The sequence below is a fragment of the Streptomyces sp. NPDC001393 genome (assembly GCF_053597455.1).
The window spans coordinates 190,030-206,370 of the sequence record NZ_JBSFIH010000007.1 but is presented as its reverse complement, the minus strand read 5'-3'; the positions used below and the strand labels follow the sequence as shown (position 1 = coordinate 206,370).

Genomic DNA, 16,341 nt, shown 5'->3' with positions numbered 1-16,341 from the left:
GTCAGCAGTCCCGGAGCTCCGGCGACTGGTTCAGCAACTGGCTGCGTACCGAGGTGAAGCGGGCCAGCGTCTCGTCCACCGAGGCGTCCAGCGGGAACACCGCCACCCGGTGGCAGTTCTGGAAGGCCAGCCGCACACCGAAGTGCCGCTGCAGGGCGCCGCGGATGGCGTCACTCGCGAGCGCACGCAGCAGCTGACCGCGTGCCTGCTCGTCCGGCGGGGGCGTCTGGTTGTCGGCGAACGGTCCGCCGTCGACCTTCAGCTGGGCCACCAGGGAGCTGATCATCTCCCATGCGTAGGGCAGGGAGGTCCGGACGCAGTCGACGAATGCTGCTTCGTCGACCTCGCCTCGCTCGGCCTGTTCGAGTAGGGCCGGTGAGACGTCGAGCGACATGGGTTCTCCTCTCGCACCCCCGAAGAGCAGGGGTTGCCGGACAGATAAGGGAGTTCGCTATTTCGAACACGCTCAGTAGACAGACGGCGACCTCCCGTTCACTACGGTAGGCAACCGTCGGTGACCACACCAGCAGAATGCGTATATGGAACGGTCCCGTTACGGGCACAATCGGCCAGGGATGAACAAGAGTTTCCAGGGACAATTGGGACGATCGATCGGGTGCAGGGCAGGCGAATCGCGCGCACCGAGGGGCGTCGAGTAGCGTTGCCGACCATGCGTCTCGTCATTGCCCGATGCTCGGTCGACTACGCCGGCCGGCTCACCGCCCACCTGCCCTCGGCGCCCCGCCTGATCCTGGTCAAGGCGGACGGCAGCGTCTCCATCCACGCCGACGACCGGGCCTACAAGCCCCTCAACTGGATGTCGCCGCCCTGCACGCTGAAGGAGGGCGCGGGCGAGGACGAGGGCGTGTGGACGGTCGTCAACAAAGCGGGCGAGAAACTGATCATCACGATGGAGGAGATCCTCCACGACTCCTCGCACGAACTCGGCGTGGATCCGGGTCTGATCAAGGACGGCGTGGAAGCGCACCTGCAGGAGCTGCTCGCCGACCGCATCGAGACGCTCGGCGAGGGATACACGCTGATCCGCCGCGAGTACATGACGGCCATCGGCCCGGTGGACATCCTGTGCCGCGACGCGGACGGCGGGACGGTCGCGGTGGAGATCAAACGCCGGGGCGAGATCGACGGCGTCGAACAACTCACCCGCTACCTGGAGCTGTTGAACCGGGACCCGCACCTGGCCCCGGTCCGTGGCGTCTTCGCCGCCCAGGAGATCAAGCCCCAGGCCCGCGTCCTCGCCACCGACCGCGGCATCAACTGCCAGATCCTCGACTACGACGCCCTCCGCGGCATCGAGGACGACAAGCTCCGCCTGTTCTGATCCCTGTCCCGGGCCGCGTCACATCACCGTGCCCGAGCCGGTCGGTGTTCCCGTGCCCTGGGACGCGCTCGCGGGGCTGCTGGACGCCGGGCCGCTTGCCGTGTTCGTGGTGGACGGGGTCGTACCGCCCGTCGGGGTCGGGCTGGAGCTCCCCGTGGACGGCGCTGTGGACGTCCCCGTGCTCGACGTACTCGGCGTCGGTGTACCCGGCTTGGTCGTCCGGGACTTGGACGGCGTAGGAGTCGTGCCCCCGCTGCCCGTGCCTCTGGTGTGGCTCGGGTCGGCCGAGGGGGACGTGGCCGGCTGGGACGGGGTCGGGGCGTCCGTCGTGCCGTAGGTGCCGCCGGGGCCCGGGGTGGTGGGGTGAGTGGTGGGCCGGTGGGCGCCGGTGCCCGCGGACGGGGTCTGGTTCGGGTCGGCGCCCAGGGTGCCGTCGTCCGTGCCCTGGCTCGCCGAGGGGTTGACGTCGACCTTGCCGGACGGGTTCTTGTCGGCGTTCTCGTTGGAGGTCATGCCGAGCGTGACGACCGTGCCCAGTACGGCGGCGAGCAGCGCCCCGGAGCCGACCGCGACGAGGTTGCGGCGGGCCAGCCGCACGAGGCCCCCGCCCCGCCCCGCGGCGGCCGGCAGCCGGGTCGTGACCAGGGGGTCACCGAAGGGCGCGTACGGCGGCGGTGCCGACTCCTCGTGCCGTACCTCCGGCAGCTCCTCCCCCGCCGTCGCGGCGATCCCGGGTACGTCGCCCGAGCGGTCGGCGACCAGCGCGAGCGCCCGGCGCCCGGCGGTCGTGCCCCGCTTGTCGGCGAGCGCCCCGCGCAGCCCGATGGACGCCTCCAGCTCGGCGCGGGCCCGGTCGAGCTGGCCGAAACAGAGCGCGAGGACACCCAACTCATGGTGGAAATAGGCCTGTTCGGACACCTCACCGGCCAGCCGCGCGGCCTCCGCGCCGCAGCGCAGGGCCCGTTCCCAGGCGCTGAAGTGCAGCCCGGCGGCGAACGCGGGCGCGGCCGTGCGGGCGAGCCGTACCGCGCGGTTGTCCTCCCCCTCGGCGGACGGAGCCGGGTGCGGGACGATCACGGCGAGCGCGGCCAGGACCGCGTCCGCCTCCGCGCACACCCGCTCGGCGGTGACCGAGGGATGCCCGGCCCACCAGGTGTAGTGCTCGGCGGCGGCCAGCGCCTGGGCCGGGGCGTCGTCGGCGTACCCGGCGGCCTCCAGCTGGGCCTGCACACCGGCGGCGAGCCGGTAGCGGGCGCCGACCGGCGAGACCAGCCCGCAGCACGCCAGCTCACCGAGGGCGGCGTCGGCGTGGGTGTCGCCGATCAGCGCCGGCAGATGCGCCTGGTGCGGCACCTCACCGCCGAGGGCGACGGCGAAGCGCAGGGCGGCGCGCGCGGACCCGCTGAGCCGGGAGGCGAGCAGCGGGGCGGGCGCGGCGGCCTCGCCGAGGGAGGGCAGCGGGACCTCGTCCGCCGGCTCCAGGGCCGGCTCACCCGCATCGCGTACGTCCTCGAAGACGCCGTACTCGCCCACGGCCGAGGTGCTGGCCCGCAGTTCCTCGCGCTGCTGGAGCAGGGCGCCGGCCTGGACGAACCGCAGGGGCAGCCCCTCGGACTCGAACCACAGGTCGCCGGCCCAGTTGGCCTCCTCCTCGGTGAGGACGCGGCCGACGGCCCGCTCCAGGATCTCCACTCCGCCGGCGCGGTCGAGGCCGCTGAGGAAGACCTCCTCGACCGCGGCCCCCTCGGAGGGCGCGGGCACGTCGGGGGTGGCGGCGATCAGGAACGCGCACTCGGGGGTGGCGTCGAGGAGTTCGTCGAGGGCGGCGCCGCCGAACTCGATGTCGTCCAGGACGACGACGGCGCCGATCTCGCGGACCAGTGCGCGCAGTTCGTCCGGATCGGGACGGTGGCGCGGGGCGTCGTACACGGCGTGGAAGAGGTCGTGCAGGAGGTCGCTCGCCGTGCGGTGGAAGCCGGTCAGGCGCACCACGCCGTCGGGGGCGAGGTCCAGGCAGTCCTCGGCGACCAGGTCCAGCAGGGCGCTGCGGCCGCTGCCGCCGGGTCCGGTGAGCCGTACCGAACGGCCGCGGGCCAGCAGCCGCACCAGGCGCTCGCGCTCGTCCTGGCGTTCCAGCAGGGACAGCGCCGGCTGGGCGGGGCCGGGCGGCACGGGCGGCCGGGCGGCCCGCTCGGCCTCGGCGCGCTCGGCGGCGGTGCGCTTGCGGGGCGGCCCCGGGCGTTCGAACGGCGGGCAGGGTTCTATCTCGCTGCCGTCGACCGGGTTCACGGTCAGCAGCAGGTCGCCGGCCACGACGTTCGCCGTACGGGCGAGCGCGGGCGTGCTCTGGCCGAAGTCGGAGGTCAGGGATTCCCGGGGCGGGCGGCGGCTCGCCGCATGGCCGTGCTCCTCGGGTCCCGGGTTGATCGGGTCCATGGGTTCCATGGGTTCAAACCCCCCAAAAGCGTCGTGTGCCCGTGATTCCGGCCCCTCCCGGCCTTGTCGCACACCGCGCTGTCGCTTCTGGTCCGGACCCGCTCGATCGAGGGTTGCGAGGCGGCGGGCGACCGAACCCTAAACCTTCGCTCAGTATCACCGACAGGGCGGGGTGCCATGCGGTCCGAGACGTCACAGTCCGGTGAGGATTGCCCGCGTCGTGCGCTTCGACGGCTGCGCCCGGGTCTCCCGCGTCGCCCGTTTCCCACCTGCTCGTGGCGTTACACCCGGGGCAGCGACTCCACCCCGATGCCGCCCTCGATGGCGAGGATGCGGTGCAGCCGGGTGGCCACCAGCAGGCGCTGCATCTGCGGCGGCACGCCGCGCAGCACCAGACGGCGGCCGCAGCGGCCGGCCCGCCGGTGGGCCCCCATGATCACCCCGAGTCCGGTGGCGTCCCAGGAGTCCAGTTCGGACAGGTCGAGGACGAGGTCGCCGACGCCGCTGTCGACGGCCGAGTGCAGGGCCGTACGGGCGTCCGCCGCACTGCGGACGTCGAGGCGGCCCCCGACGACCAGCTCGGCGTGGTCGCCCCTGATATGCATATGCGCTCCCCGTTGAGTGCGGTTGGCGGTACTCCGTGACGTTGCAACGTCTGACTGTGTGAGTGGTGGTGCGGTTGCTGTTTGTAAGCGAACCGATACCGAATTCACCCCGGGGAGTGATACTCCCGAGGGTGAGATCCGGCGAATGTCCGTACAGATGGTGCTCAGTACTTGTAGAAGCCCTGCCCGCTCTTGCGGCCGATGTCACCGGCGTCCACCATCCGGCGCATCAGCTCCGGCGGGGCGAACTTCTCGTCCTGGGACTCGGTGTAGATGTTGCCGGTGGCGTGCAGCAGGATGTCCACGCCGGTGAGGTCGGCGGTGGCCAGCGGGCCCATGGCGTGACCGAAGCCCAGCTTGCACGCGAGGTCGATGTCCTCGGCCGTGGCGACGCCGGACTCGTAGAGCTTGGTTGCCTCCACCACGAGGGCGGAGATGAGCCGGGTGGTCACGAAGCCGGCCACGTCCCGGTTGACGACGATGCAGGTCTTGCCGACGGACTCGGCGAACTCCCGTGCGGTGGCGAGGGTTTCGTCGCTCGTCTTGTAGCCGCGGACCAGCTCGACGAGCTGCATCATCGGCACCGGCGAGAAGAAGTGGACGCCGACCACCCGCTCGGGGTGCTCGGTGGCCGCCGCGATCTTGGTGATCGGGATGGCGGAGGTGTTGGAGGCGAGCACGGTGTCCGCCCGTACGATCTTGTCGAGCGCGCGGAAGATCTCGTGCTTGACCTCCAGCTTCTCGAAGACGGCCTCGACCACGATGTCGGCGTCGGCGGCGGCGTCCAGATCGGTGGTCGGGGTGATCCGGGCCAGCGCGGCCTCGGCGGCACCCGCCTCCATCTTCCCCTTGCTCACGAACTTGTCGTACGAGGCCTTGATGCCGTCGGTGCCACGCGCCAGTGCCTCGTCGGTGACGTCCCGCAGGACGACGTCCCAGCCCGCCTGCGCGGCGACCTGAGCGATCCCGGACCCCATGAGACCGGCCCCGATGACGGCGAGCTTCCGTGCCACTGACGACTCCCTTGAACGCGCTCCAAGTCTGCTTCTCCGGCGGACCATAGCGCTCCGGAGCGACTGTGTGACCGTTAAGTAACGCGCGTCACGTCTCACTTGACGGACATCACACCGACAGCAGTACGACCGCCCCGGCCGAGCCCCGATCGGGTCGCGCCCGCGCGGCCCCCTCTTGGGTGTCACTTCAGCACAGGGGGCCGCGCGGTTTTCCCAGTGCGGTGTCGAGTGGCGCCTTGGGGCTCCCCATGATGGCCGCGTACGGCGTGGTTCGCGGGCAGACGCGGCTTTTCCCCTCAATCGGCTGAATCACCGTCATTTACCCGGCGCGCCGCGGGTGGCGCGGGGTAGCGCGGCCCGGCCCTCGGGCTCATTGTTCCGTAACTCCATGATCACGTGGCGTGGCGGACGGGAGCGGGGCCATGCTGGCTCTCCCTCCCGACGGCGCTTCAGCACCGCCTCGCGGAGGGGCAGTTGGAGTGAGACCTGCTCACAGAAACGAAGTGTGTGATGTCGAGTAAGAAGGTGTGGACCGTGGCCGTGCTGGTGACGGTCCTCACGTGGAGCACGGTGATGACCGTGCTGGGACAGGTCGCCGCCATGGCCACTCTGCTCCCGTCCCTGGGCCTGCTCGTGCAGCAGATGGTCCAGGCCCTGACCGGTCCCGAGGGTCCCCGGGCGCCCGCCGACCCCGCCGCCGGCCCCGCGCCCGCCTCCACCGCCGCCGGGGAGGAGCCGCCCCGATGAGCTCACCCCTCGGCGATGACCAACCGGCCGCCGCGGAGACCGGCGGCAGGCGCGGCCGGAAACCGGCCCCCATCTCCCCGGCGGCCGGGCCGGCGCACCGGGCCTGGCTGGAACCGGTGCGCCACCGCGTCTTCTCCAGTGGCCTGACCCTGGACGACCTCGTCGACCGCTCCGGCTACTCCAAGACCCGGATCAGCGAACTGCTGCGCGGCAACGGCTACTACCCGGTCTGGGAGATGACCTTCAGCGTGATCCACGCGCTCGGTCTGCCCGTGCGGCCGATGCGCCGGCTGTGGATCGCCGCGGCGCGCGAGGCCCGCAAGGGACAGTGGTGGATCGAGCAGTGCATCGGCCAGGTGGCCTGCGAAGCGGAGCCCCCGCCCCTGGCCCACCAGGCCTTCACCGAGGCGATGCACGCGTCCTACACCGCCTACGCCCGCGCCTTCCTGCTGGCGGAGGACCGTGTCCGCTGGGCCGTGGGCGAGACCTTCGACCTGCTGTGGCTGTCCTGGAACACGGTCGCGAGCAGCGCGAACGTCCGCCGCACCGCCTGGCTCCTGCTGCGCTCCCGGGTACTCGCCCGCGCCGCCCACCGCGACGGCCGTCCCGATCTGCGCGCCGCGGTCTTCTCCACCGAGGAGGTCAGCGACAGTGTGCCGGGCCGGCTCATGATGATGACCGACCTGGTGGACCTCTTCGACGCCATAGCCCGCCTTCCCCGGGACCAGATGGACGTGGTCGTGCTGGGTCACCTGTGCGGCCTGGACCTGGAGGAAACGATCCCCTACGTCACCGGCCTGAGCCCGGCCATCGCCCACGCCGTCGACCACCACGCCCGCGCGGCCCTCGAAGACCTGCTGCGCCGCGCCGGCACCCGGGAGTGACCCCTACCGCCATGACCGAGATAGACGCCCTGCTCGCCCGTGCCCGCCTGCGCCGGCACCCCGACGTCCCCGCCGACACGATCCCCTACGAGGACAGCGACTACCCCGGGTACGGCGAAGACCTCACCCGCGTCGCCGACGCCCGGACCGCCGACCCGGCCGCGACCCGCGATCTGCGCACGCTGTGCGACTCCCTCCTCGGCGCGCTCGCCCCCGGCACCCTGCGCTTCCTCACCGACCAGCTCCCCGAGCCCGAGTGCGCCTGGCTGCTCGGCTGCGCGCTGCACGTGGCCGGGACCGACGACGGAGCCCGCTTCTGGTGGCAGTACGCGGCCGGGGCCGGCCACGCCCCGGCCGCGTACTGCCTGTCCCTGCACCATCGCGCGCGCGGCGAGGCCCACGCGGCCGCGTTCTGGTACGACCAGACCGGCCTGGACGCCACGACCGACCACGACACCATCCCCGTGACCGGCACCTGTCCGCCGGTGAGCTGCACCTTCGACGCGTCCGTGCCCACGGTGCTCAGGGTCCTCAGCCGTCTCACGTCTCCCGGAGCACGTCGGCGGCCCCTTCGCACCGACGCCGTCACGACCTACGTCGCCCACGCCGTCCGGCGTGGCTACGCCCGGCACCCCGGTGTCGAGATACCCGTACCGGGCCCCCGCTTCGCCGACCGGGTCAGCTCGCTCCTCACGGAGGCGGCACGGTGACCGGGTCCGGCGCGGCCGGGCGCGGGCATCTTCGCCGCCGACTCAGGGTCGTCGTTCGCCGGAGCTGTCGGGCGCGGTGCGCTCCAGCAGGGCCCGCCGGTCCGGCTTGCCCGCAGCCGTGAGGGGGATGCCGGTCACCAGGTGCAGGGCGTCGGGGGCGTACAGACGGCCCTTGCGGGCGGTGACGAAGTCGCGGATCTCCTGCAGTGAGGGCCGCTGCCCGGCGGCGGGAACCACCGCGGCGTGCACATGCTCGACGGACTCCTCGTCCCGGCTGCCGAAGACCACGCACTGGGCGACGGCGGGATGGCTCAGCAGCAGCTCCTCCAGCTCGGCCGGATAGACATGGCCGCCGACGACCACGATCATCTCCTTGATCCGGTCCACGATGTAGAGACGGCCGTCGTCGTCGAGATAGCCGACGTCACCGGTGCGCACCCAGCCGTCCCGCAGCACCTCGGCGGTCAGCTCCGGCTGCTTCCAGTAGCCGCGCATCACATAGGGCGAGCGCACATGGACCTCGCCCGCTTCTCCCGGCGGCAGGGTGGTGCCGTCGGCGTCCCGGACGGCGATCCGCACGTCGGGCAGGGCCCGGCCGACCGTCAGTTGCCCGCCGCGGCCGGTCAGCTCCAGCTCCTCGGGACGCGCCTCGGTGATGAGCTGGGCCTCGGCCTGTCCGTACAGGCCGTAGAGCACGGGCCCCAGCGCCCGGGCCGCCTCCCGCATCCTGGCCGGCGAGGCGGCGGTGCCGCCGTAGCTGATCCGGGAGAGGCTGGACAGATCGGTGCGGGGCAGGCCGGGATGGTCCAGGAGCTGGTAGAGCAGTGGCGGCAGCAGCCAGGTGTGGGTGATGCGCTCGCGCTCGATCGTGGCCAACACGTCCCCGGGCTCGAAACCGTGCCGCAGGACCACCGAGCCGCCCCGGAGCAGTGCCATGTCGGCGAAGATTCCGGCGAGGTGGGCCAGCGAGGTGCAGGCCAGATGGCGGGGCGGGTCGCCGGCGCCGGTGAGCGGGCGGTCCAGGCTCTGCCGGTAGGAGCCGTGGGTCATGCGGATGCCCTTGGGGATTCCGGTCGTTCCGCCGGTGTGCCGGATGCACCAGTCGTCGTCCGGTCCCACCAGGCGGCCCATCGGCCGGGCCGGGCGCCGGGCGGCCGCCGCCAGTACGTCCTCGGCCGGGCCGCCCGGGCCGAGGGAGAGCACCCGGGGAGTGCCGGGAAGCCCGGTCAACTCCTTGGCCGCAGCGGGCTGTTGGTCGTCCACCAGCAGCAGTGAGCAGTCCACGCTCGCCATCACGCGGGTCATGACCGGCGGACTCATGCCCTCGTAGAGGGCGACGATCCGGGCACCGGCCAGGTTGGCGGCGTAGCGGGCGACGAGGGCCTCGGCGGTGTTGCCGGTGAGGAGGGTGACCGTGGTGCCGGGGCCCACCCCTCGCTCCGCCAGCTCACCGGCGAGCCGGTGGACCTGGTCCCGGAACGCGCCCGCGCTGATGACCAGCCCTTCGGCGGTGGTGACGGCCGCCCGCGACGGCTCGGCGGACAGGGCGTCGAGTACGTCCTCCACATAGCTGCTGAAGTCGGTTTCCGCGGCGGCTCGTTGTCGGGTCATCACCGTGCTCCCTCTGCCGGATCCAGTGGACGCCCTCGACGCTAGTGCCCGCCCCTCATGCCTTCCACGACCGCTTTCGCCATGTCCTCATGACGCGTCGGGCATGAAGGCCTCCACGGCCACGCGGCGGAAGTCCAGGGCGGCCGGGGAAAGATGGGCACGGTCACGCCACACCAGGGTCAGGGTCCGCCGGCAGTCCTCGGCGTCCACCCGCAGCAGGGCCACCCTGCCGTGCTCGCCGAGGGCCCGCCGGGCGATGGCCGGCATCAGGCCGATGCCCAGTCCGCTGCCGATCAGCTCGGGCGTGGCGGCGGCCTCGTCACCCTCGCAGACCACCCGGGGCGTCAGTCCCTCGCGGGCGAAGAGCCGCTCCAGCAGGGCACGTTGCCAGTGGCCGGTGCGCGTGGTGACGAAGTCCTCGTCGGCCAGCTCGGCCACCGCGACGCTGTTGCGGCCGGACAGCGGATGTCCGAGCGGCACGGCCAGCAGCACCTCTTCCCGGACCAGTTCCACCGAGCACAGCCCGGGCCCGGCGAGGGGCTGGGAGGCGAGCGCGAAATCCACTTCACCGGAGCCCAGATGCCGTCGCATCGATTCCACCGGGGCCTGGAACAGGCGCACGCTCACCCCGGGACGCAGCGCGCGGAAGGCGGAGAGCACCCCGGCGAGCTGGAACAGGGTCTCCGCGGCGACGGCGACACGGCCGGGCCCGGCCCCGGAGGCGTCGGACAACTCCCGTCGGCCGTCGTCGAGTTCGGCCAGGGCCCGCTCAACCCGGCGCAGGAAGGCGGCGCCGTGCTCGTTGAGCCGTATCCGGCGGCCCTGACGGTCGAACAGCTGGACGCCCAGTTCCGATTCGAGGCGGAGGATGGTCCGGCTCACCGACGGCTGGGCCACCCTGAGTTCCTCGGCGGCCCGGCTGATGTGCTGGTGACGGGCCACGGCCTGGAAGTATCGCAGCGTCAGCAGGTCCATGACGTTAGTTTCGCCCGCCCGGGCCGGTTGGCTGTGACCGGCGTCAGCCGAGGCCTCCCCGTACCGCATATCCGAGGACTCGCTCGCTCAACAGATCCTCGATGTCGTCCAGGAGCGCGAGCACCTCTCGGGACACTTCGCGCGGATCGCGGCCCTTGACCATCTCGCGGCCGATGACGGCGATGACCGTGCCGTGGATCCAGCTGATCTGACCGGCCATCAGATGGGGCAGTTCGTCGTCGTCCGCGGCGCCGGGGCGGGGAAGTAGTTGTAGACGGTGTTGACGGAGACGTTCGCCGCGAGGTGCCTCCGGCGGTCCGACCGATGAGAGGGCTCGGCACCACCACCTCAGTTGGCCCGCAGAGCACCCGGGCGCCTTCCCAACAACATGTGATGATTCGCCTACCAGGAGTAGGCCACGCAGGCAAGGTCTGCCTGCGTCCCACCTTGCCGACAACGCCTCACAGAGCACCGCGCTCCCCCCGTGCCGACCGCTTTCCAGCTCGAGCCGCCCGCGAGGGCACCGCAGGGAAGACGACCACCCTGCGGATGCTCACCCTGCTGAAGCCGACCGGTGGCGCCGCGATCGTCGCGGTGCTGCTGGTGCTGGCGGCCGTGGTGATGGGCCTGCGCGCGCCACTCGCGGGCGTCCTGATCGGCTTCGCGTTCGTCGCCCTGCTCACGCTCTCGCTGGCCTCGCTGTCGTACGCGCTCGGCATGAAGGTCCGCACCCCGCAGGAGTTCGGCCCGCTGATCAACATGGTGCCGATGCCGTCGATGCTGCTGTCCGGCCTGATGCTCCCGATGAGCCTCGCGCCCACCTGGCTGAACGTCCTGTCGCACTTCGTCCCGTTCCGCTACCTGGTGGACGCGGTGCGTGACGCGTACGTCGGGCACTACGGATCCGCGCACATGCTCTACGGCGTCCTCGTCGCCGTCGCTTTCGCGGCGCTGGCGGTGACGGTGGGCACACGAGTGTTCCGGACGGCCGGAGCATAACTACGCTGGCGGCATGGTCAATCTGACGCGCATCTACACCAGGACCGGCGACAAGGGCACCACCGCGCTCGGTGACATGAGCCGGGTCGCCAAGACCGACCTGAGGATCTCGGCCTACGCCGACGCCAACGAGGCCAACGCGGTGATCGGCACCGCGATCGCGCTGGGCGGCCTGGACGAGGAGGTCGTCAAGGTGCTCACCCGCGTCCAGAACGACCTGTTCGACGTGGGTGCGGACCTGTCGACGCCGGTGGTGGAGAACCCCGAGTTCCCGCCGCTGAGGGTGGAGCAGTTCTACATCGACAAGCTGGAGGCGGACTGCGACCGCTTCAACGAGCAGCTGGAGAAGCTCCGCTCCTTCATCCTGCCCGGCGGCACCCCGGGCGCCGCCCTGCTGCACCAGGCCTGCACGGTCGTACGCCGCGCCGAGCGCTCCACCTGGGTGGCCCTGGAAGCGCACGGCGACACGATGAACCCGCTCACGGCGACCTACCTCAACCGGCTGTCCGACCTGCTGTTCATCTTGGCCCGTATCGCCAACAAGGACCTCGGTGATGTGCTGTGGGTCCCCGGCGGGGAGCGCTGAGGGGCGCCTCCCGCCCGGGACCCGTACGCCTCACCGGTCCGCGTTGCTCGTCGCGTCCCGGTCGGCCGCGGCGGCCGCCGACTCGGCCGCGTTCACCTTCTGCTGCATCTGGGCGTATCCGGAGGGCGAGCCGGCCGGGGCGCCGGAGGCCGGCGGTGTCGCCGGGGACGCCCCGGCGTGGTGGGCGCAGCCCGCGGTGAGCGCCACGAGCAGCGCCACGGCCGGCCACGCCGCCCGGCGTGCCGGCATCAGCTCGCCGCCTTCCCGACGCCGCCGTGGGCCTGGCACCACGTCTTGACGTCGTTCAGGTCCTTCTGGCGCTGCTTCAGGCTGGTCACCAGCGACTTGCGGAAGTCCAGCCGGTCCTGGAGGAAGGTGGCGACCTGGGTGTGGCCCGCCTTCTTCGCGTTGTCCACGCGCTGCTGCAGGCGGGCGATCGAGCCACGGGTGCCGGGCCCGGCGTCCAGCCGCTTCAGGGCCCGCTCGATCCGGCGGTCGATCTTCGGCACCCGCTTGCACAGGGCGTGCGCCCCGTCACCGGTGGGCCCGGGCGCGGGGGTGCTGCTGTCGGCCGAGGCCACCCCGGCGGTGCCCGCCAGTACGGCCGCCACGGCACACCCGGCGAGCAGGGCGCGCGTCCGTCCACGTGCGTTCATCGATGTCTCCGTTCCCTTCACGGACGAGCCCGTGTCCCTTTCCGGACCGGTCCGTCGTCCATCCGACGCAACGGAGGTTAGGAAGAGTCTTTGGGGAAACTCTGTGACCGGTTTGCCCCGGCTGTACCGATCAGCCAGTCCCGGCGGCCGGGCAGGACCGCGCCGCCCGACGGCAGCCGTACCGCGAAGCGCGCCCCGGTGCCGTCCGGCCCCTCGTGCACGGTGACGCTGCCCCGGTGCAGGGCGGCCTGCTGGGCGACGAGAGTGAGGCCGAGCCCGGAGCCCGCGCTGTCCGGGCCCCGCTGGAACCGCTCGAAGATCCGGGCGCGGGCGCCGGGCGGCACCCCGGGCCCGTGGTCGTCGACCGTGACGAGGACCTGGCCGGCGGTGCCGGTCACGCCGACCCGCACCCGTGCCCGGCCCCGGGCGTCGCGGCCGTGCGCGAGGGCGTTGCCGAGCAGGTTGTCCAGCAGCAGCCGGAGGCCCGGTTCCCAGCCGTGCACGGTGAACCCGGGTGCCGCGTCCAGGGCGATGTCGGCGTCCGGGGCACGGCGGCGGGCGTCGGCGACGGCCGCGTCGGCGACCTCGGACAGGTCGACGTCGCGGAACGCCTCCGCCTCCACCAGGTCCCCGCGCCCCAGCTCGCGCAGCATCACCAGCAGCCCCAGCAGCCGGGCGTGCTCGCGCCGCAGATCGGCGAGCACCTCGGCGCGGTCGGCATCCGGCAGGTCGGGGTGGTCGGCGAGGATGTCCAGGTTGGTGCCCATGCTCATCAGCGGGGTGCGCAGTTCGTGCGCGGCGGCGGAGGAGAAGGACCGGGCGGTGTCGAGGGCCTCGCCGGTGCGGGCGGCCTGCTCGTCGTAGCGGGCGAGGACGGTCCTGAGGGTGGTGGCCAGTTCGTCCACCTCCCGCACCCCGGTGCGTCCGTCCGGCAGCCGGGCCGTGCTGGTGCGCGGGTCGAGGCCCGCGGTACGGCGGGTGAGGCGGCGCAGCGGTGCGCTCACGCCGGCGGCCAGACCCCAGGCGAGCAGCCCGGACAGGGGCGCGGCGAGCACGGCGGTGAGGATCACCCGGCGCCGGACCAGGCGGACTTGGGCGCGGTCGGCGGTGTCGGGCGAGAAGACCCACAGGGTGCCGGAGACGGTGGGGCCCTTCAGAGGCCGGGCCAGGGCCCGCCAACTGCGGGCGCCGTCGCGGACGGTGGCGAAGCCGGAGGAGACGTCGGGCAGGGCCACGGACGGGCCGGGCTGGGGTCCGCCGCTGAAGTCCGCGCCCGGTCCGGCGACGCGTACGCCGACGTCGAGCGCGGCGCTGAACAGCTGCCGCTCCCGGGTGTCCGCCACCTTGGGCCGGCCGTTCGCCGTGGCCCGCAGCAGCGCCCGGGCCTCCGGGGCGATGGCCACCGCGCGCTGCCGCAGATGCTGGTCCTCGGTGCGGTGCAGGTCGCGGGCGACCAGGTTCAGCAGCAGCCAGCCGCAGGCCAGCACCAGCAGCGGGACGGTGCAGCCGACGGCGAGGGCGATCCGGGTGGAGAGTCTCACGGCTGTTCCCTCAGGACGAAGCCCACTCCGCGCACGGTGTGGATCAGCCGGGGCCGCCCCTCCGCCTCCAGCTTGCGCCGCAGATAGCTGACGAAGGTGTCGACGGCGTCGGTGCGCACGTCGAAGTCGTAGCCCCAGACCCGTTCCAGCAACTGGTCGCGGGTGAGGACCAGGCCGGCGTTGCGGGCGAGCACCTCCAGCAGCTCGAACTCGCGCCGGGTGAGGTCCAGGGACCTGCCGTCCCGCTCGGCGGTGCGGGCGGCCGGGTCGATCACCAGGCCCGCGACCCGCAGGTGCGCACGGCCGGTGGGCGGGCGGCGGCGCAGCAGGGCGCGCAGCCGCAGCACCAGTTCCTGCAGGGCGAACGGCTTGACCAGGTAGTCGTCGCCGCCCGCCTGGAGCCCGGCGATCCGGTCGGCGGTCTCGTCCAGCGCGGAGAGCATCAGGACGGGCAGGTCCCGGCCCTCGTCGCGCAGCCGGGTGCACACCTCGATGCCGCTCATGCCGGGCATCGACACGTCGAGCACCAGCACATCGGGCGGCGCGTCCCGGATCGCGGCCAGCGCCTCGGCCCCGTCGGCGGCGGTGCGCACCGCGAAGCCGCTGAGCCTGAGGCCGCGCTCCAGTGAGCGCCGGATCGCCGCGTCGTCGTCGACGACCAGCACCGCACCGGATGCCGCCGTGTCCGTCATGGGCCCGCCCTCCTCGTCGCCGGTCAGCGTACGACCCCGCACCGGGCGGGCGGCAGGGTGGGCGGGGGTCGGCAGCGTGGGCGGCCGAGCGGCGTCGGTCCAGTCCCGGCGGTCAGTGGGGGGTCACCGGGGCGTCAGGGGCGGGTGCTTGTGTGGTCCGGTTGGGGCACCCGTCGCCGGGACGCCGGGTGGCCCGGGGGTTCGTACGCGATGAAGGGAAGGACCATGCCCGGTGCAGACTCGCGCGTGCTCGACTGGCCACTGGCCCGCGTGTGTCCGATGTCGCCTCCGCCCGCCCTCGGTGTGGTGCGTGAGGGCCCGCCGACGCGGGTCCGGCTGCCGGCAGGCGCGGGTGAGGCACAGCTGGTCTGGTTGATCACTCGCTACGAGGAGGCGAAGGCCGCCCTCAAGGACCCCCGGCTGAGCGCCGACGAGACGCGGCCCGGCTTTCCGGTGCGCTTCCCCGTGCCCGTCGACGACCGGCCGAGCGGATTCCTGCGGATGGACGATCCGGAGCACGGCCGGCTGCGCAGGACGGTCGCCCCGGAGTTCACCGTGCGCCGGGTGCGCGCGCTGCGCCCCCGGGTGCAGGAGGTGACCGACCAGGTGGCCGACGCGCTGGCGGCCGGTCCGCAACCCGCCGACCTGGTACGGGACTTCGCCACCAAGGTGTCGGCGCTGGTCATCGCCCGGCTGCTGGGGATCCCGGACGAACACACCGCGTTCTTCCTGGAGCAGACCCAGATCATGCTCGCGGACGGCGACCCGGCACTCTCGCTGGCCGCGCACCACCGGATCATCGCCTTCGCCGACGAGACGGCGCGCACCAAGGAGTCCGAGCCGGGTGACGACCTGGTCAGCCGGCTCGTCCACCAGCACGTGGTCACCGGTGACCTCGACCGCGCCGATCTCCTGGGAGTCCTCAAACTCCTGCTCGTCGCCGGCCACGAGTCGACCGCCACGCAGATCGCGGTCAGCGCGTTGAGCCTGCTGACCGATGACGGGCTGCGCGCCGAGGTCCTCGCCGGAAGCGGGGCGCCCCTGCCGGACTTCGTGGAGGAGTCGATGCGCTTCTGGTCGATCGTCCAGGACGGCGTGGTGCGCCAGGCCACGGAGGACCTCCGGATCGGCGAGACCCTGGTCAGCAAGGGCGAGTCGGTGATGATCAGCCTGCTCGCCGCCAACCATGACCCCGCCGTCTTCCCCGGCCCCGGACGGCTCGACATCCACCGCGATGCCTCCGGCCATCTGCTGTGGGGCCATGGCGCCCACTTCTGCCTCGGCGCCTCGCTCGGCCGACTGGAGGTGACACTCGCCCTCGGCTCCCTCTTCACCAGGCTGCCGGCCCTCCGTCTGGCCTGCGAGCCGTCCCGGCTCCGTTTCCGTGAGCACCCCGTCTTCCACTGCCTCGCCGAGTTGCCCGTCGCCTGGTGACGCGCCTGCCGGTCCAAGCGGCCGCACCGGCACGGGAGTTGGGGATCAGCGAGGTGTTTCGAAGACCGGGGAATCGAATTGGTCCAGACCTATTGACCTGTGGTCCAGAC

At 72.5% G+C, this 16,341-nt stretch carries 16 protein-coding genes and 2 pseudogenes; 7 read left to right on the top strand and 11 right to left on the bottom strand.

Features of this window, described 5'->3' with window-relative positions:
* Nucleotide 1: 1 nt before the first annotated feature.
* Nucleotides 2-394 carry an SCO5389 family protein gene (locus tag ACWC2T_RS11650; protein WP_030656147.1) on the bottom strand — a complete coding sequence of 131 codons (393 nt, stop codon included), beginning with the start codon at nt 392-394 and terminating at the stop codon, nt 2-4.
* A gap of 276 nt (nt 395-670) precedes the next feature.
* Here ACWC2T_RS11650 and nucS point away from each other — a divergent pair, with 276 nt between their 5' ends.
* A complete protein-coding gene (nucS, locus tag ACWC2T_RS11645; RefSeq protein ID WP_450670171.1) occupies nt 671-1,342 on the top strand; it encodes an endonuclease NucS in 672 nt (223 codons plus the stop codon).
* Between the two features lie 18 nt (nt 1,343-1,360).
* On the opposite strand, the gene ACWC2T_RS11640 is transcribed toward nucS, so the two are convergent.
* From ACWC2T_RS11640 to ACWC2T_RS11630, 3 genes are all read right to left on the bottom strand, one after another.
* Nucleotides 1,361-3,778: an ATP-binding protein gene (locus ACWC2T_RS11640; RefSeq protein ID WP_450670214.1), complete on the bottom strand. Its 2,418-nt coding sequence runs from the start codon at nt 3,776-3,778 to the stop codon at nt 1,361-1,363.
* 281 nt (nt 3,779-4,059) lie between these two features.
* Complete coding sequence (locus ACWC2T_RS11635) at nt 4,060-4,383, bottom strand: STAS domain-containing protein (RefSeq protein WP_450670170.1); 324 nt, start codon at nt 4,381-4,383, stop codon at nt 4,060-4,062.
* A 164-nt stretch (nt 4,384-4,547) separates the two neighbouring features.
* Complete coding sequence (locus tag ACWC2T_RS11630) at nt 4,548-5,396, bottom strand: 3-hydroxyacyl-CoA dehydrogenase family protein (protein ID WP_450670169.1); 849 nt, start codon at nt 5,394-5,396, stop codon at nt 4,548-4,550.
* A gap of 510 nt (nt 5,397-5,906) precedes the next feature.
* Here ACWC2T_RS11630 and ACWC2T_RS11625 point away from each other — a divergent pair.
* Genes ACWC2T_RS11625 through ACWC2T_RS11615 form a run of 3 tightly spaced genes read left to right on the top strand, consistent with a single transcriptional unit; the run spans nt 5,907 to nt 7,737 of the window.
* Nucleotides 5,907-6,143, top strand: coding sequence for a hypothetical protein (locus tag ACWC2T_RS11625; protein ID WP_450670168.1), 237 nt, complete (start codon nt 5,907-5,909; stop codon nt 6,141-6,143).
* Nucleotides 6,140-7,027 carry an XRE family transcriptional regulator gene (locus tag ACWC2T_RS11620; protein ID WP_450670167.1) on the top strand — a complete coding sequence of 296 codons (888 nt, stop codon included), beginning with the start codon at nt 6,140-6,142 and terminating at the stop codon, nt 7,025-7,027. The genes ACWC2T_RS11625 and ACWC2T_RS11620 overlap by 4 nt, the downstream gene beginning before the upstream one ends.
* 11 nt (nt 7,028-7,038) lie before the next feature.
* Nucleotides 7,039-7,737 carry a hypothetical protein gene (locus ACWC2T_RS11615; protein ID WP_450670166.1) on the top strand — a complete coding sequence of 233 codons (699 nt, stop codon included), beginning with the start codon at nt 7,039-7,041 and terminating at the stop codon, nt 7,735-7,737.
* A gap of 42 nt (nt 7,738-7,779) precedes the next feature.
* On the opposite strand, the gene ACWC2T_RS11610 is transcribed toward ACWC2T_RS11615, so the two are convergent.
* The 3 genes and pseudogenes from ACWC2T_RS11610 to ACWC2T_RS11600 form a co-directional block, all read right to left on the bottom strand.
* On the bottom strand, nt 7,780-9,348 hold the full coding sequence (locus ACWC2T_RS11610) for an AMP-binding protein (protein WP_450670165.1): 1,569 nt from the start codon (nt 9,346-9,348) through the stop codon (nt 7,780-7,782).
* A gap of 87 nt (nt 9,349-9,435) precedes the next feature.
* On the bottom strand, nt 9,436-10,323 hold the full coding sequence (locus ACWC2T_RS11605; protein WP_450670164.1) for a LysR family transcriptional regulator: 888 nt from the start codon (nt 10,321-10,323) through the stop codon (nt 9,436-9,438).
* A 43-nt stretch (nt 10,324-10,366) separates the two neighbouring features.
* Nucleotides 10,367-10,576 (bottom strand): annotated as a pseudogene (locus tag ACWC2T_RS11600) (TetR/AcrR family transcriptional regulator); the annotation flags it as partial.
* A gap of 329 nt (nt 10,577-10,905) precedes the next feature.
* Between ACWC2T_RS11600 and ACWC2T_RS11595 the strand changes: the two are divergent.
* Nucleotides 10,906-11,322, top strand: a pseudogene (locus tag ACWC2T_RS11595) (ABC transporter permease); the annotation flags it as partial.
* Nucleotides 11,323-11,335: 13 nt separating this feature from the next.
* Nucleotides 11,336-11,908 (top strand): cob(I)yrinic acid a,c-diamide adenosyltransferase, encoded by a 573-nt coding sequence (locus ACWC2T_RS11590; RefSeq protein WP_450670163.1) that lies wholly within the window; start codon nt 11,336-11,338, stop codon nt 11,906-11,908.
* Between the two features lie 30 nt (nt 11,909-11,938).
* On the opposite strand, the gene ACWC2T_RS11585 is transcribed toward ACWC2T_RS11590, so the two are convergent.
* The 4 genes from ACWC2T_RS11585 to ACWC2T_RS11570 form a co-directional block, all read right to left on the bottom strand.
* Entirely contained in the window at nt 11,939-12,157 is a 219-nt protein-coding gene (locus tag ACWC2T_RS11585; RefSeq protein ID WP_450670162.1) for a hypothetical protein, read from the bottom strand.
* Nucleotides 12,157-12,564: a hypothetical protein gene (locus tag ACWC2T_RS11580; RefSeq protein ID WP_450670161.1), complete on the bottom strand. Its 408-nt coding sequence runs from the start codon at nt 12,562-12,564 to the stop codon at nt 12,157-12,159. Before ACWC2T_RS11580 ends, ACWC2T_RS11585 begins: the two co-directional genes overlap by 1 nt.
* A 77-nt stretch (nt 12,565-12,641) precedes the next feature.
* Complete coding sequence (locus ACWC2T_RS11575; RefSeq protein WP_450670160.1) at nt 12,642-14,105, bottom strand: ATP-binding protein; 1,464 nt, start codon at nt 14,103-14,105, stop codon at nt 12,642-12,644.
* Complete coding sequence (locus ACWC2T_RS11570; RefSeq protein WP_450670159.1) at nt 14,102-14,797, bottom strand: response regulator transcription factor; 696 nt, start codon at nt 14,795-14,797, stop codon at nt 14,102-14,104. Before ACWC2T_RS11570 ends, ACWC2T_RS11575 begins: the two co-directional genes overlap by 4 nt.
* Nucleotides 14,798-15,022: 225 nt before the next feature.
* Here ACWC2T_RS11570 and ACWC2T_RS11565 point away from each other — a divergent pair, with 225 nt between their 5' ends.
* Entirely contained in the window at nt 15,023-16,231 is a 1,209-nt protein-coding gene (locus tag ACWC2T_RS11565; protein ID WP_450670158.1) for a cytochrome P450, read from the top strand.
* The last annotated feature ends 110 nt before the right edge of the window (nt 16,232-16,341 follow it).